Raw genomic sequence first — 16,391 nt, 5'->3', positions numbered from 1 at the left:
TGTTAACCGCTTTGCGCCGAATCTAGTCATGTCTGACTTTTCGGTCAATGGTTTTCTGACCAGGAGGTCAAGAAAATGCAATCACAACACTTTCAATTATGGTCCAGTCTTCTGGAACCGGTGTTTTTGGGGGCTTGTGGGTGTTCATCGCTGCTTATTCCGTGCCAAATTCTGCAGGGTGGGCGTAGCGCCATCAGCCAGCCAATGCGCTACACTGCCGCGCTTGTACCGATAGAAGATTTTGAAGGGAAAACATGACGTTCAAGGCGCCGGACAGTCTCGCCGAGCAAATTGCTCACCACCTCGCCGAACGCATCATTCGCGGCGATCTCAAGCCTGGGGAGCGGATCCAGGAGCAAAAGGTCACGCTGGCACTCAATGTCAGCCGTGGTTCCGTGCGCGAAGCCTTGCTGATCCTCGAACGCCGCCACCTGATCGCGATCCTGCCGCGTCGTGGCGCCCACGTCACCGAACTCACGGCGCACAAGGTGCAGAGCCTGTGCACCTTGATGGGCGAGCTGTACATCCTGCTCGGCAACGCGGTGGCCCAGGGCTGGCAGACCCAGGCCGACATGGCGCCGTTCATGCAGATCCAGCAGCGCCTGATCGGCAGCTTCGAGCGCCAGGACATCCGCGCCTTCGTCGAAGAAAGCTTCAATGTGATGCGCGCCGCGTACCCCTTCGCCAACAACCCGTACTTGCAGGAAACCGTCGAGAACCTGCAACCGGCGATGAACCGCGCCTACTACCTGGCGCTGGATCAACGCAAGGCGTCCATGAGCGAGTACCTGGCGCTGTTCGAGCAACTGCTCGCCGCCGTGCTGGCCCGTGACCTGCCGCAGATCCGCCAAGTGCTGTCGGCCTACGGCGAGCGCAGTTGCTCGCTGGTCATCGCTGCGTTGGCGGACGCCTAAGCGTGCGGCTCAAGTGCATCAAACTGGCGGGGTTCAAATCCTTCGTCGACCCGACCACGGTGAACTTCCCCAGTAACATGGCGGCGGTGGTCGGGCCCAATGGTTGCGGCAAGTCGAACATTATCGACGCCGTCCGTTGGGTGATGGGCGAGAGCTCGGCCAAGAACCTGCGTGGCGAGTCGATGACCGACGTCATCTTCAACGGCTCCACCAGCCGCAAGCCGGTGAGCCAGGCCAGCATCGAACTGGTGTTCGATAACTCCGATGGCACCTTGATCGGCGAGTACGCGGCCTACGCGGAAATTTCCATTCGCCGCAAAGTGACCCGCGACAGCCAGAACAGCTATTTCCTCAACGGCACAAAGTGCCGGCGCCGCGACATCACCGATATCTTCCTTGGCACCGGCCTGGGCCCGCGCAGCTACTCGATCATCGAGCAGGGCATGATCTCCAAGCTGATCGAAGCCAAGCCCGAAGACCTGCGTAACTTCATCGAGGAAGCGGCCGGCATCTCCAAGTACAAGGAGCGCCGCCGCGAGACCGAAAACCGTATCCGCCGCACCCATGAAAACCTCGCCCGCCTGACTGACCTGCGCGAAGAGCTGGAGCGTCAGTTGGAGCGCCTGCACCGTCAGGCCCAGGCCGCCGAAAAGTATCAGGAATACAAGGGCGAAGAACGCCAGCTCAAGGCACAACTCTCGGCCTTGCGCTGGCAGGCGCTGAATGACCAGGTCGGCCAGCGCGAAGCGATCATCGGCACCCAGGAAATCAGCTTTGAGGCCCTGGTGGCCGAGCAGCGCAACGCCGACGCCAGCATTGAACGCCTGCGTGACGGTCACCATGACCTGTCCGAGCGCTTCAATCTGGTGCAGGGCCGCTTCTATTCGGTGGGCGGCGACATTGCCCGCGTCGAGCAGAGCATCCAGCACGGCCAGCAACGCCTGCGCCAATTGCAGGATGACTTGAAGGAAGCCGAACGCGCACGCCTGGAAACCGAATCGCACCTGGGCCACGACCGCACCTTGCTGCTGACCCTTGGCGAAGAGCTGGACATGCTCACCCCCGAGCAGGAAATCACCAGCGCCGCCGCGGAAGAAGCCGCCGCCGCCCTGGAAGAATCCGAAACCACCATGCATGGCTGGCAGGAGCAGTGGGACACTTTCAACCTGCAATCCGCCGAGCCACGCCGCCAGGCCGAGGTGCAGCAATCACGCATCCAGCAACTGGAAACCAGTATGGAGCGCCTGGCCGAGCGCCAGCGCCGGATGCAGGAAGAGCGCGCATTGCTGTCCGCCGACCCGGAAGACGCGGCGATCATGGAGCTGAGCGAACAGCTTGCCGAAAGCGAAATGACGCTGGAAGAACTGGAAGCCAGTGAAGAACAACAAGTGGAGCGCCTGGAGCAATTGCGTCAGCAACTGCAACAGGCGACCCAGGCACAGCAACAGGCCCAGGGTGATTTGCAGCGGCTCAATGGTCGCCTGGCATCCTTGGAAGCCTTGCAGCAAGCCGCGTTGGACCCAGGCACCGGCACTGCCGAATGGCTGCGCGATCAGCATCTGGCCGAGCGCCCACGATTGGCCGAAGGCTTGAAAGTGGAAGCGGGCTGGGAACTGGCGGTAGAAACCGTGCTCGGCGCCGACCTGCAAGCCGTGCTGGTGGATGATTTTGGCGGTTTCGACCTGGCCGGTTTTGCCCAGGGCGATTTGCGTTTGCTCAGCCCGGCCGCCGACGGCACGCGGGTGCCGGGCAGCCTGCTGGATAAAGTAGAGGCCGCGATTGATCTATCGCCCTGGTTGGGCCTGGTCAAACCGGTCGAATCACTGGAGCAGGCCTTGGCGCAACGCGGCCAACTCGGCGCCGGTGAAAGCCTGATCAGCCGCGACGGCTACTGGGTCAGCCGCCATTTCCTGCGTGTACGTCGCGCCAGTGAAGCCGAAAGCGGCGTATTGGCCCGTGGCCAGGAAATCGTCAACCTGATCGCCGAACGCGAAGAACGCGAAGCCACCCTGGAAAGCCTGGAAACCGAACTGCAAACCCTGCGCGCCACCCAGCGCCAGCAAGAGACCGGTCGCGAACATCTGCGCCGCTTGTTGCAGGACGAAGCGCGCCAGCAAGGCGAACTGAAAGCCCAGCTTTCCGCGAGCAAAGCCAAGGTCGAACAACTCACTCTGCGTCGCACCCGTCTTGATGAGGAAGTGGCGGAGATGGGCGAGCAACGTGCCCTGGAACACGAGCAGATTGGCGAAGCGCGCCTGCAATTGCAGGAGGCCCTCGACAGCATGGCGCTCGACACCGAGCAGCGCGAACTGCTGCTGGCCCAGCGCGACAGCCTGCGCGAACGCCTCGACCGCGTACGCCAGGAAGCCCGCCAGCACAAGGATCACGCGCACCAGCTGGCGGTGCGCCTGGGTTCGCTCAAGGCCCAGCACGCGTCCACCGCCCAGGCCCTTGAACGCCTGGAGATGCAGTCCGAACGCCTCACCGAAAAGCGCGAACAACTGAGCCTCAACCTGGAAGAGGGCGAAGCGCCGCTGGAAGAGCTGCGCCTCAAGCTCGAAGAATTGCTCGACAAGCGCATGACCGTCGACGAAGAGCTCAAGACCGCGCAGATCGCCCTGGAAGACGCCGACCGCGAACTGCGCGACGCCGAAAAGCGCCGGACCCAGGCCGAGCAGCAATCCCAGCTGATCCGCGGCCAACTCGAACAGCAGCGCATGGAATGGCAAGCCCTGACCGTGCGCCGCAAGACCCTGCAAGACCAGTTGCTGGAAGACGGCTACGACCTGCACGGCGTGCTCAATACCCTGACCGCCCAGGCCAATGAGAAAGATGCCGAAGAAGAACTTGAGCGGATTGCCGCGCGTATTCAACGCCTCGGCGCGATCAACTTGGCGGCCATCGACGAGTACCAGCAACAATCCGAGCGTAAACGTTATCTGGATGCCCAGGACGCCGACCTGGTCGAAGCCCTGGACACCCTGGAAAACGTGATCCGCAAGATCGACAAGGAAACCCGCAACCGCTTCAAAGATACCTTTGATCAGATTAATGGCGGTTTACAGGCCTTATTCCCAAAAGTTTTCGGCGGTGGCAGCGCTTACTTGGAACTGACGGGCGAAGATCTACTCGATACAGGGGTGACGATCATGGCGCGGCCTCCGGGCAAGAAGAACAGCACCATCCATTTGTTGTCCGGCGGCGAAAAAGCCCTGACCGCATTGGCCCTGGTATTTGCCATCTTCAAGTTGAACCCGGCGCCTTTCTGCATGCTCGACGAAGTTGACGCCCCGCTGGATGACGCTAACGTTGGACGGTACGCACGGTTGGTTAAAGAGATGTCCCAGACCGTGCAGTTCATCTATATCACCCACAACAAGATCGCCATGGAGATGGCGGATCAATTGATGGGGGTGACGATGCACGAACCGGGCTGTTCGCGTTTGGTTGCGGTGGATGTGGAAGAAGCGATGGCGATGGTGGAGTCTTGATCCATGCCGGGACAGAATTTTTATAGCACGCGGTAAGACGCTTTACCGGTCTGGCGAAAGTGGCAAATGGACATATTTGTTCAAGGCATTTTGACAGACGGTGTAAAGTTATCTTTGGTCGTGCTAGTTTAATGTCAAATTTTCGTATGCGTGGGCAAAACGTCAGTCAGAACATAGAGTTGGCGCCACGTTTTAAAGCGGTTTGCACGTTGCTAAACCCCTTATTTTTCAGCATTTTTTATTAGAGGCACGGGATTACATGGAAATCGGTCTGCGCGAGTGGCTGATCGTCATCGGCATAATTGTCATTGCCGGTATTCTTTTTGATGGCTGGCGCCGCATGCGCGGTGGCAAGGGCAAGCTCAAATTCCGTCTGGACCGCAACCTGTCCAACTTGCCTGACGACGACGGCAGCGCCGAGCTGCTGGGGCCGCCCCGTGTGCTGGATACCCATAAAGAACCGCAACTGGACGAGCACGACTTGCCGTCGATGAGCGCGCCGGTGCGTGAAGCCCGCGAGCCGTCTTCCAAGCGTGGCAAGCGCGCCGCGCCGGTGGTGGCCGAGCCGCGCCAGGCCGACCTGGACCTGGACGTTGATGACGGCCCGACCTTCAGCAGCCGCGACGATGATTTCCCGGATGAAAACGCTGGCAAGAACGCGCCGCGCCAATCCGTGAACGACCAGCCTGCCGCCGAAGAAGTGCTGGTGATCAGCGTGATCTGCCGCGACGCCGCCGGCTTCAAGGGCCCGGCTTTGTTGCAAAATATTCTGGAAAGCGGCCTGCGTTTCGGTGAAATGGATATCTTCCACCGTCACGAAAGCATGGCCGGTAACGGCGAAGTGCTGTTCTCCATGGCCAACGCGGTCAAGCCGGGCACCTTCGATCTGGACGATATCGACCTGTTCAGCACCCCGGCGGTGAGCTTCTTCCTCGGCCTGCCAGGCCCGCGTCACCCGAAACAGGCGTTCGACGTGATGGTCGCTGCAGCCCGCAAGCTGTCCCAGGAACTGAACGGCGAACTCAAGGACGACCAACGCAGCGTCCTGACCGCCCAGACCATCGAGCATTACCGTCAGCGCATCGTCGAGTTCGAGCGTCGCGCCCTGACACAAAAACGCTGAGGATTGCTCCTCGGCGTTGTCGGATAGAATAAGCGCACTAACATATTGAGCAGCTTCGGCTGCTCTTTTGCTTTCTGAGAGAACACCCATGACCGCCGCCCACACCCGCATCCTCGAACTGCGCGCTGAACTGGATCAGCACAACTACCGCTACCACGTCCTCGACGAGCCGAGCATTCCGGATGCCGAGTATGACCGGCTGTTCCATGAGCTCAAGGCCCTGGAAGCCGAGCACCCGGACCTGGTCACGCGCGACTCCCCGACGCAGCGGGTCGGTAGTGCGGCGTTGTCGGCGTTCACCCAGGTCAAGCATGAGATCCCCATGCTCAGCCTCGGCAACGCGTTTGATGAAACCACCATGCTCGAGTTTGATCGTCGGGTCACCGAAGGCCTCGACCTGCCGGCCGGCGATCTGTTTGGCGGTGGCGCGGTGGTGGAATACAGCTGCGAACCTAAGCTGGATGGCCTGGCGGTCAGCCTGCTGTATCAGGACGGTGAGCTGGTGCGCGGCGCCACCCGTGGCGACGGTACCACCGGCGAAGACATCAGCGTCAACGTGCGCACCGTGCGCAATATCCCGTTGAAACTGCACGGCAGCGGCTGGCCGGCGACCCTGGAAGTGCGGGGTGAAGTGTTCATGTCCAAGGCCGGTTTCGAGCGGCTCAATGCCTCGCAACTGGAAGTCGGCGGCAAGACTTTCGCCAACCCGCGCAACGCCGCGGCCGGCAGCTTGCGTCAGTTGGATTCGAAGATTACTGCCAGTCGACCCCTGGAATTCTGCTGCTACGGCGTGACCACTGATATCAGCGAAACCCACATCGGCAACCTGCAACAGTTGCAGAAATGGGGCATGCCCATCAGCCATGAGCTGAAGCTGGCCAAAGGCATCCAGGATTGCCTGGATTACTACCGCGATATCGGCGAGCGCCGTAACAGCCTGCCGTATGAGATCGACGGCGTGGTGTTCAAGGTCAACAGCATCGCCTCCCAACGTGAGCTTGGCTTCCGTGCTCGCGAACCGCGCTGGGCCATTGCGCATAAATTCCCGGCCCTGGAAGAACTGACCGAATTGCTCGACGTGGAATTCCAGGTCGGCCGCACGGGCGCCGTCACGCCAGTGGCACGGCTCAAACCGGTCAAGGTCGCGGGTGTCACCGTGTCCAATGCGACCTTGCACAACATGGATGAAGTGGCGCGCCTGGGTGTGATGATCGGCGATACCGTGATCATCCGCCGCGCCGGGGATGTGATCCCACAGGTAGTCTCAGTGGTGCTTGAGCGTCGCCCGGAAAACGCCCGTGCGGTGCCGATCCCCGAGAGCTGCCCGGTGTGTGGTTCCCACGTGGAGCGTACTCAGTTGGTCAAGCGCAGCAAGGGCAAGGAAACCGTCAGCGAAGGCGCGGTGTACCGGTGCGTTGGGCGCCTGGCCTGTGGCGCGCAGCTCAAGCAGGCGATCATCCACTTCGTCTCGCGCCGCGCCATGGACATCGACGGCCTGGGCGACAAGACCATCGAGCAACTGGTGGATGAAAAGCTCATCGGCTCGCCGGCCGACCTCTACAAGCTCAAGTACGAGCAGATCATCGACCTGGAAGGCTTTGCCGACATTTCCAGCAAGAAGCTGATCACCGCCATCGAAAACAGCAAGTCTCCGACCCTCGCGCGTTTTATCTACGCCCTCGGCATTCCCGATGTAGGCGAGGAGACCGCCAAGGTGCTGGCGCGCTCCCTGGCCTCCCTGGAGCGCGTGCAAAAGGCCTTGCCCGAAGTGCTCACGTACTTGCCGGACGTGGGCCTGGAAGTGGCGCATGAGATTCATAGTTTCTTTGAAGACAGCCATAACCAGGACGTGATCGGCGCGCTGCTGTCGCCGCAAGAATGCGGCCTGCAATTGCAGGATCAGGGCGACCTGAGTGCCGAATTCGCCGCCAGCACCACCCTGGGCGGGTTGCTCGACAAACTGCACGTACCGAGCGTCGGCCCCGGTGCTGCGCAGAAGCTGGCGGACAAGTTCGTCACCCTCGAAGGTGTGATCAAGGCCGACTGGCTCGACATGCGCCAGGCCCTGCCCGAGAAGCAGGCCAAGGCCGTGCGCGAGTTCTTCGACAACGCCGAGAATGCCCGCCGCGCCCTGGCCATCGAGCAACAGCTCAAGGACTTCGGCATGCATTGGGACAGCGAGAAGAAAGTCGTCGAAGGCTTGCCCGAAGCCGGCCACACCTGGGTACTCACTGGCTCTCTGGAGTTGATGAGCCGCGACGTGGCCAAGGAAAAGCTCGAAAGCCTCGGCGCCAAGGTGGCGGGTTCCGTCTCAGCGAAAACCCACTGCGTGGTGGCTGGGCCGGGCGCCGGTTCCAAACTGGCCAAGGCCAGCGAACTGGGCCTGAAGGTATTGGACGAAGAGGCTTTCGTCGCCTTCCTCGCCAAGCACAACATTACGGTCTGATTTCGACGCTGTGGCGAGCGGGCTCGCCACAGCAAGCCCGCTCATACAACAATGTGGAACGATCCTGAAGAGCAAATGATCTAGTCTCAGTCACCCAGGGAGAGATCGCCATGTTCCGCTACTTTGAGCAACTCAGTTCGCGCATCGCTGCACCCTTCGTAACCGGCACCTCCCGCGACAGCAAGGTGTGGCAGTGCCGCTGCGGCCAATCGTTGTTCTTTCGCAACAGCCAGTGCCTGGCCTGCCAGGCGCTGCTGGGCTATCAACCCCAACAAAGTCGACTCGCCTCCCTGCAACCCGGCCCGGTCGAAGGCACATGGCTACAGGACGGCAACCTCGACGCCGGTGCCTTCCGCCGCTGCGCCAACCTCGACACCCCGGCCGCGTGCAACTGGCTGATCCCGGCCCACAGCACCGCGCCGCTGTGCGTGGCGTGCAGCCTGAACCGCACCATTCCTGACTTGTCGATCCCGGAAAACCACGAGCGCTGGCGCAAAGTCGAAACCGCCAAGCGCCGTCTGGTGGCGCAACTGATCAGCCTGGGCTTGCAGGTGGTACCCAAAAGCGTCGATGAAGACACCGGCCTGGCCTTCGACTTTGTCGGCATCGATCTGGAAGGCAACGCGCCAATGACCGGCCATGCCAACGGCCTGATCACCCTTGACATCAAGGAAGCCGACGACGCCCACCGCGAAAAAGTCCGCGTACAAATGCGCGAACCCTACCGCACTCTGCTCGGGCACTTTCGCCATGAAGTCGGCCATTACTATTGGGACCGGCTGATCGCCGATACCCACTGGCTTGAACCGTTTCGCCAGCTGTTCGGCGACGAACGCGCCAGTTACGCCGAGGCCCTCGACCAGCACTACCAGAACGGCCCACGCCCGGACTGGCAGCAAACCTGCGTCAGCGCCTACGCCACTATGCATCCCTGGGAAGACTGGGCCGAAACCTGGGCGCATTACCTGCACATGATGGACGCCGTCGACACCGCCCTCGGCTTTGGCATGAGCGCCCGCGAGATGGACTTGGATTATCAGCCATTCCCGCTCACCACCCTCTACGATCCCGAACACCCTGGCGGCGTGGCATTCCTGTCGTTCGTCAACGCCTGGATCGAGTTGGCCGGCATGCTCAATGAACTGTCGCGCAGCATGGGCCAGCCGGATTTCTATCCCTTTGTGCTGCCACCGGCGGTGATTGCCAAATTGCACTTCATTCATCTGGTGATTCAGGAGGAGGGCGGCAGGGCCGATGAGGCGGTGATTCTGTAGGGGCACAAGTGCTTGAGCCCCTTCATATTTTTAATCCGCCCCCAACGGTTGTAACTTCCGATGAGATCGGTACAATGGCCCCGCTTGCCGAGAGGCAGGCGTCGTTATGGTGACCCCATCGGTCCCCCCGCAACGATTACCCGTGAACCTGGTCAGAGCCGGAAGGCAGCAGCCACAGCGGGAACATTGTGTGCCGGGGTGTGGCTGGTGGGGTTGCCTCCATAACGCTCTTCCTTGCAACACCTCCTTAAATTCAATTCAAAAAATGCATTCAAGCCATCTGCCATCGAGCAGTCCATGGCGGCATACTCCAGTGCCTGGCATCCGGAGACAACACACGTGGAAAAAGTCGACGACCTCACGCGCGAAAAGCTGCGGGAGTGGCAGATGCGGCGCCTGGAAATCAAGGACCGCATTCAATCCCATCCTGAACAGACCCTGGAATTGTCACGGGTGCTGGACCTTATGGACGACGAACACGCGGAAATCCTCAGCCAGGCGGAAATGATCCGGACGGGGGAGGTGGCCAACGAGCCCGCACCGCCTGCCGATCCAGCAGTGCCGCCCCTTACAGGTGCTTACACGCTGCAATTGAATGTGGCCGCACAGAGCGCAGAGGATCTGCGGCGGCTACTGGATATGGCGGTCTTCGAACTCCAGCAGCAGGTCACTGCGATGGCCACTACGGCTGACGCGGGTCCTCATTGCGGCGGTATGTCAGGCTCCCTCGGGGAGTATCGGTTTGAACTGGGTGGTCAGGGCAATGCCTGATTCCCTGGTGGCGAGGCGTTATGCAACCGGAACACTTTGATTTATCCAGCCCGGTCTTCCTGCCTGTCACGGAGGAAACCTGCACGGCCCTGCTCGGCGCGGATGCTGCCAAGGCCCTGGTCGGCCTGACGGACCCGGAGCTGGCCGCCGTGCTGGTGATCCAGAACCTGGCCCAGGCGGCGCAAAAGGACCTGACGTGCGCGGGTGCCGAGCGCATCCTGGCCAAGTTGCTCGATTGGTCGGTGGATACCCAGGCAGAGGGCGCCGCCACGTTGTTGTCCGAAGCCCAGCGGCTGTTCGATCCGCGCAAGCTGTACTTCGGCTTCAATGCCCTTAAAACCGTCAATCTGCGCCTGCTCTCGGCTGAAGAAGTCGCGGCGCGGGATTACCTGCTGCCTACGGGTAAATGGGATATCGGCTACAAGGTCCGCCATTTGCGCAACAACGATCCGTTCAGCCAGCAGATGGTCACGCCCCGGCACCGCGAGCGCTGGCTCAGCCCGGCCCAGGACAAGCTGGTGCGGACCTTTCGCGCCAACCTGAACGAAGACCTGCATGTCCAAGGCTACGCGGGCATCGGCAAGAGCCACCTGCTCGGCGCGTTGATGGAGTGCCTGCGGCCGGCCCAGACCCTGATATTGGCCCGCACGGGGGCAAAACTCGCGACTTTGCGTGAACGCATGGGGCTGGCCAAGGACAGTAAGACCGGTTCGACCTTTGCCGCCTTCGCCAAGGCACTCTTGCAAGGGCAGCGCCCCGCCGCGCAGGCCACGCCGGCCCGGTTGCCCGGCAAACACGAAGTGTCGCAGACCCTGAATATCCATGGCTGGCGCGGACACGATGGCGCGGCAACGCTGGATATCTGCCTGAAGGTGCTCGACAGTTATTGCCACTCCAACCACCACAGTCTGTCGGCCCGGCATTTGCCGCATTTCAAACAGCCTCTGTCCAGCGTGGATGCCCAAGCGTTGCTGGAGTATTCCAGCCGGTTGTGGACGTACGTTCAAGCCAACCCGCAATGGGCCGGTCAGACGGCCTTCGCAGCGCTGTTGCTGATAAAACGCGCAAGCCTCGATGGATGCGTAGTGCCGCCGCGCTACACCCATGTGCTGATCGATGAAAGCCAAGACATTCCGCCTTCGTTGTTGCAGATCATCGAACGCGGCCGGCAAGTGCTGATTACCCTTGGCGATGAGTACCAATTGGCCAGCGGTGTAATGGTCAGGCGCAAGCGCGAAGTTCGGCACACCGATATCAATTACTCGGTGCGTTCGGGCCGCAACGTCGAGCGCCTGGTCAACCCGCTGATCAGCGTGCACTCGCAGAAGGGCAAGACACCCTTCGAAGGCGCGCGGGATGCCGACGTCGGCATTGAGCATTACCCCCAGGGTTTCGTGCCGCCCGAAGGCTGCGTGGTGTTGACCGCGTCCCCTTGGGACACCATGAAATGGGCCATCCAGTTGCAACAGGCCAACTGCCCGTTTGGCTTCTTCGACAGTGCCGCGCAACAGGATCTGCAGCGCTTCATGATCAGCGTCATCGCGCTGTTCAAGCCGGAGTTCTACAGCAACGAGCACAACGACAATGGTCCCCATGCGTACTTCAGTGACATGGATGACTGGCAACAGGTGCGCGATGCCAGCCAGTACGACGAGTCGTTCCTGTGGGTCGAGAGCGAGCTGGAAAAAGGCTTCAACGTCGCTGATATCACGCGTTTGAATCGCCTCAGCGGCATCCCCGGCAAACGCTGCCTGCTGATGTTGGCGGAGGAGGCGGGCGGCATGGAGTTCGACCGCGTGTTACTGACGCCAGAGTTGTTGACCAACGTGAAGTTCAAGGACGCCTATGCGTTCGACCAGCGACTGTGTGCGGTGTACATCGCCATTTCAAGGGCTCGGGTGCAGCTGTACCTGCCTTACGACGTGGTTGAGTGGATTGATTTCCACACCTACCAGAAAACCCGTGAATTACACGGTTACTGATTTATTTAATTCGGCTGTTTCACAACTTTCAGCGGTCGCTCTGGACAACCTAAAACCACCTTGTTAGTTTCCGCCAGCCACTTGTTTCAGAGTATGACAAGGTGCGGAGTTGATATTGAAGTGCCATCACTTCTTTAACTAACAAGGATGTCTTTGATGAAAAGCCTGCAAGGGTTGCCCCGTCTTATCAGTGCTTCGGTAGGTGCGCCCGGTAAAGCCCGCAACTTGCCAGCCGATGTGCAGTGCATCCAGTATTTATTCAATCTGATCATTCCAAAACTGGGTTTTCCACTGGCCGAAAACGGTAAGTGCGATGGCCAGTTGGTGCAGTGCATCAGCCAGTACCAGTTCCGTCATCTCAAATATGCGCACCCCGATGGAGTGATCGACCCGACCGGTAAAACCTTCAACAGCCTGATCGAAGAGGCGGTGAAGGTGCCGGTGAAGGCGTTTCCGAGCATGCGCATCCCGACTTTCCTGAATGTGTTCGGCAACAGCCAGGGCGATGCGGTACAGGCCACGGTCAATGTGTACCTGGACCGCATGCGCGCGATGATCGAGGCCGAGAAGCGCAACCGCCAGTTGATGCTCCAGGCCACGTGCGACGGGGGCATGACCCTCAGCGAGAGCGATTTCCAGAACGCCGCCACGCAGTTGGGCGGCGGTATTTCGGTGAATATCATCAAGGCCTTCGCCACCGTGGAGTCCGGCGGGCGTTCGGGGTTCGGCCCGGCCAAGCTGCCGGTGATCGCGTTTGAAGGGCACCTGTTTCGCAAGTACACCAAGCACATCTACGACCAGGCGCATCCGCTGCTGTCCTACCCCTACAAGAAAAAGGCCGGGCCGCAGTGGCAGGCCAATAACAAGGACCAGGTCAAGGCCTGGGAAACCATGGCCACCGCCTTTGCGCTGGATCAGGAAGCCGCGTTGATGTCGGCGTCCTGGGGCATGTTTCAGATCATGGGCTTCAACTACGCGTCCTGCGGTTACAAGACGGTGTTTGAATTCTCGGCGGCATTAAAAGTGAATGCCGGCAACCAACTAAAGGCGTTCCTCGGTTTTTGCAGCAAGAGCCCGGCGTTGATGAAAGCCATGAAAAGCAAAGATTTCACCGGCATGGCGCGTAACTATAACGGCGAGGACTACGGCAACTATGACGTCCTTATGCAAAAAGCCTACGAGAAACTTGAAGGGAAAAAATAAGATGATGCGTTTTCTAGCAGTAGGTGTGTTGTCGTTGTGCGCCGTTGTCCCCGCATTTGCTGGTTCGCCTGCGTTGCATTCTGGCAAGTACGAAGGGCTGATGCTGGCGGTGACGCCTGAGCACCAGGTGGAAGGTTATTACTCGGAAGCGATGGGCGAGGGCGTGACCCGCAGCTGCGCGTTCTACCTGCAAGGCAAGCCCGCCGCGCTGACCACTTGGCTCGATGAGGCTTATCCCGGCAGCGTGGCGCCTTCATCCGACGGCGTGACCCTGACCGTGGCGGAAGGCCGTCAGCACCCCGGCTGCCTTAATGTGCTAATGCCGGAGATTGCTACCGGTCTGGACTTGACCCAGACCGCCAGCACGAAATGGATCGGCCTGGTGAAGGTGTCCGCCGACAAGGCCTACCTGTTGAAGAGCCCGAGTGCCAAGGCCGCCAAGCGCCCATACATCGTCAAGAATGACGTGGTCGGGGTGCTGGCCTTCAAGGATGGCTGGGCCCAGGTCGAGTTCATCAATGCCGATGACCGCTCGTTTACTGGCTGGATCAGCCAGGACCAGTACGCGCGTTTGGCGGCCCCTAAAAGCTGATCAGCCGAAGGTTTCACGCAACAACCCAGCAAACGCATCCCGCGCCAGATGCCGCTGGGTGTCCTTGTGCCAGAACAGCAGGTTGTCCACCGCCTGCAGTTCATCGAACCGGTACGATGCCAGCTGATTGGCCTGCTCATAGCGGGCCAGGATGCCTTCCGGCGCCAGCGCCACGCCAATCCCGGCACTCACGCAACCAATGATCGTGCCCCAACTGGCATAGCTGGCAATGGTCGGCTTGAAGGCGTGGGGCTTGACCCAGTTCTCCAGCGCCGCCCGATAGGGGCAGCCCGGTGGCCACACCAGCAAGGTGCGGCCAGCCAGGTCTTCGGCGCTGCGGATCGGTTCGCTGGAGGCGCTGGCAATCAGCACCAGGCGCTCGCTGTAGACCACGCTGTGGTCGAGCTTTGCGCGTTTGTTGCCGGCGGCCACCAGCGCCACATCCAGGCGATGGTGTTGCAGGTCATCGAGCAACTCGCCCCAGGCGCCGGTCACCAATTCCAGGCTGACATCCGGGTAGCGCCGGTGATACTCCGCCAACAGCGGCGGCAGGCGGCCACTGGCGCTGGACTCCACCGCGCCGATGCGCAGGGTGCCGCGGGGAATGGCGTTGGCGTCCACGGCGCGTTTGGATTCGTCCACCAGGGCGAGGATGCGTTCGCAGTATTCGAGGAAAATCTCCCCCGCCGCACTGATCGCCAACCCACGCCCCGCGCGGATGAACAGCGGCGTGCCCAACTCGCTTTCCAGTTGCTTGATGCGCGTGGTGATGTTGGACGGCACGCAATGCAGTTGCACGGCGGCCTGGGCCACGCTGCCGGTTTGCGCCACGGCTCGCACCATTTTCAGTTGGGCCAGTTCCATTGCTCAGTTCCAGTGATTTCAGAAGTCAGAAACGCTTAATTGTCCTACGCCTTGTGCGGGCCAAGACTGACGGCATTCCTTCTCTGTTTTCGGATGCCGTCGATGAACACCCCGTCACCCCTGAAGCTTACGCTAGTCATCGCCAGCGTCATCCTCTGTTGGGCCTATTCGCCGATTGGCGTGCACATGGGGCTGCACAGCTACAGCCCTGGCCAGCTGGCGCTGCTGCGGTTCTTGATCGCCTCGGTGTTCATGGCCGGTGTGGCGCTGGTGATGGGCATTGGTCGGCCACGTCTGCGGGATCTGCCGTGGCTGCTGGTGTTGAGTTTTTTCGGGGTGTTCCTGCATCACACCAGCCTGAATTACGGACAGCAATTCGTCACGGCGGCGGCGTCCAGCGTGTTGGCGCAATCGGCGCCGCTGTTCAGCGTGCTGATCGCATTTTTCTGCTTGAAGGAACGGGTCAGCCTCTGGCGCTGGAGCTGTGTGTTGCTCGGCCTGCTGGGTGTGCTGGTGGTGATCTGGGGCGATCACGGCCTGGGCGATATCGACCCGCGTGGCCTGTTGATCCTGCTGGCGGCGGTGTCGTGGAGCCTGTACTTCGCCATCCAGAAACACTACGCCCATCGCTACAGCCCGCTGACCATGGCGTGCTACATGGTGTGGGCCGGCACGCTGATGCTCTGTGTGAACCTGCCAGGTCTGCCCGCTTCCGTAATGCAGGCGCCGTTGCCGGAAAACCTCGCGGTGCTGGTGCTCGGGATATTTCCCAGTGCCCTGGCGTACCTGGCCTGGGGTTATGTGTTGAAACATGTCGAGGTCAGCCGTGCCTCGGTGGCGATGTACCTGATCCCGCCCGTGGCCATGACGATGGCGGCGACACTGCTGGGCGAGCACATCGCCCTGCAAGTGGTGCTGGGCGGTGTGATCGTGTTGGCCAGCGTGGCCGCAATCAGTCTTGAGGGGCGTTGGGCTCGGTCTGTCCGGTGTACAGCTGGATGATCTGGTCGATCTCGCCCGACATCTTCATCCGTAACAAGGTGCGCAGGATCAACTGCACCGGCACGTTCGGGTCATTGCGCACGGTGCAGCCAAGGCTCTGTTCATCGATCACAGCCACCTTGTGCAGGCGTTTGCCCACCGGCATCCGCTGGTTGAAGCGATCGAGTATCCATTCATTGATCACTGCGAACTTGAAACGCCCGGCCACCAGTTTGTGCAGCACCTGTTCTTCGCTGCGCGCATCGTCGCGGCTGAGCTGGCCGCCGGCAAACAGCGGGTCGAGGGTGGCGTAGCGGTAATTGAGCACGGTGCCGATGGCTTGCGGCGCGAGTTGGTCGATGTGTAACGGCTGCGGCGGAATGTGCGTGCTGACCAACAGGTTGCGCTGCACCATCAGCGGAATGCTCCAGGTGTAGTCACCGGATTGGTCGTCGACCCAGGCCTGGGTGACATAGCAGCGCACATCGATATCACCGTGTTCCATGGCGCTGGAGATGCGCGCCCGTGCCAATACGTGAAATTGCGCCGGGCGGCCGACCTGGGTGGCCAGGCTTAACATCACGTCATACAAAATGCCCTGGGTGGGCCGGCCGTCCTCCAGCTGCACCATGGGCATCGCCCAACTGTCGGAAACCGAGAAGCGCAGCGGTGCGGGCGCTGCAAGGCTGGCCGTGGCAATCATCCATAAAACGCCCAGGACTGCGCGCATAAGCTCTCCGGGTTCAGGCC

The 16,391-nt window shown here is 60.9% G+C and carries 12 protein-coding genes and 1 other RNA gene; 11 read left to right on the top strand and 2 right to left on the bottom strand.

The genetic code is table 11. The annotated features are described in order from the left end of the window. Window positions 1-254 precede the first annotated feature (254 nt). The 10 genes from ACP7EW_RS05950 to ACP7EW_RS05905 all read left to right on the top strand — a co-directional run bounded on the left by ACP7EW_RS05950 (window position 255) and on the right by ACP7EW_RS05905 (window position 13,796). A complete protein-coding gene (locus ACP7EW_RS05950; RefSeq protein WP_426215915.1) occupies window positions 255-914 on the top strand; it encodes a GntR family transcriptional regulator in 660 nt (219 codons plus the stop codon). Window positions 915-916: 2 nt separating this feature from the next. Beyond that, window positions 917-4,405, top strand: a complete 3,489-nt coding sequence (smc, locus tag ACP7EW_RS05945) for a chromosome segregation protein SMC (RefSeq protein WP_426215913.1) — start codon at window positions 917-919, stop codon at window positions 4,403-4,405. A gap of 259 nt (window positions 4,406-4,664) precedes the next feature. Beyond that, on the top strand, window positions 4,665-5,528 hold the full coding sequence (gene zipA / locus ACP7EW_RS05940) for a cell division protein ZipA (protein ID WP_426215911.1): 864 nt from the start codon (window positions 4,665-4,667) through the stop codon (window positions 5,526-5,528). Window positions 5,529-5,616: 88 nt separating this feature from the next. Then, entirely contained in the window at window positions 5,617-7,974 is a 2,358-nt protein-coding gene (ligA, locus tag ACP7EW_RS05935; protein WP_426215909.1) for an NAD-dependent DNA ligase LigA, read from the top strand. A gap of 110 nt (window positions 7,975-8,084) precedes the next feature. After that, entirely contained in the window at window positions 8,085-9,248 is a 1,164-nt protein-coding gene (locus ACP7EW_RS05930) for a zinc-binding metallopeptidase family protein (RefSeq protein WP_426215907.1), read from the top strand. Window positions 9,249-9,364: 116 nt separating this feature from the next. Further along, an RNA gene (gene ffs / locus ACP7EW_RS05925) (signal recognition particle sRNA small type) lies at window positions 9,365-9,461 on the top strand. A gap of 126 nt (window positions 9,462-9,587) precedes the next feature. Then, window positions 9,588-10,019, top strand: a complete 432-nt coding sequence (locus ACP7EW_RS05920) for a hypothetical protein (RefSeq protein ID WP_426215905.1) — start codon at window positions 9,588-9,590, stop codon at window positions 10,017-10,019. A 20-nt stretch (window positions 10,020-10,039) separates the two neighbouring features. Then, complete coding sequence (locus ACP7EW_RS05915) at window positions 10,040-12,001, top strand: hypothetical protein (protein ID WP_426215903.1); 1,962 nt, start codon at window positions 10,040-10,042, stop codon at window positions 11,999-12,001. 156 nt (window positions 12,002-12,157) lie between these two features. Further along, complete coding sequence (locus ACP7EW_RS05910) at window positions 12,158-13,204, top strand: N-acetylmuramidase family protein (protein WP_426215901.1); 1,047 nt, start codon at window positions 12,158-12,160, stop codon at window positions 13,202-13,204. 1 nt (window position 13,205) lies between these two features. Further along, a complete protein-coding gene (locus tag ACP7EW_RS05905) occupies window positions 13,206-13,796 on the top strand; it encodes a hypothetical protein (protein ID WP_033900551.1) in 591 nt (196 codons plus the stop codon). Here the strand turns inward: ACP7EW_RS05905 and ACP7EW_RS05900 are convergent, their stop codons facing one another. Next, entirely contained in the window at window positions 13,797-14,660 is an 864-nt protein-coding gene (locus ACP7EW_RS05900) for a LysR family transcriptional regulator (RefSeq protein WP_178951814.1), read from the bottom strand. A 102-nt stretch (window positions 14,661-14,762) separates the two neighbouring features. Between ACP7EW_RS05900 and ACP7EW_RS05895 the strand changes: the two genes are divergently transcribed. Next, a complete protein-coding gene (locus tag ACP7EW_RS05895; RefSeq protein WP_426215899.1) occupies window positions 14,763-15,662 on the top strand; it encodes a DMT family transporter in 900 nt (299 codons plus the stop codon). Here ACP7EW_RS05895 and ACP7EW_RS05890 read toward each other — a convergent pair. Beyond that, window positions 15,613-16,371, bottom strand: a complete 759-nt coding sequence (locus ACP7EW_RS05890) for a substrate-binding periplasmic protein (RefSeq protein WP_426215897.1) — start codon at window positions 16,369-16,371, stop codon at window positions 15,613-15,615. The genes ACP7EW_RS05895 and ACP7EW_RS05890 overlap by 50 nt on opposite strands. Between the last annotated feature and the right edge of the window lie 20 nt (window positions 16,372-16,391).

It is taken from the genome of Pseudomonas sp. DWRC2-2 (assembly GCF_049897885.1).
Taxonomy (GTDB): domain Bacteria; phylum Pseudomonadota; class Gammaproteobacteria; order Pseudomonadales; family Pseudomonadaceae; genus Aquipseudomonas; species Aquipseudomonas azotoformans_A.
The sequence above is the reverse complement of the archived record's forward strand: the minus strand, read 5'-3'. Positions and strand labels throughout refer to the sequence as shown.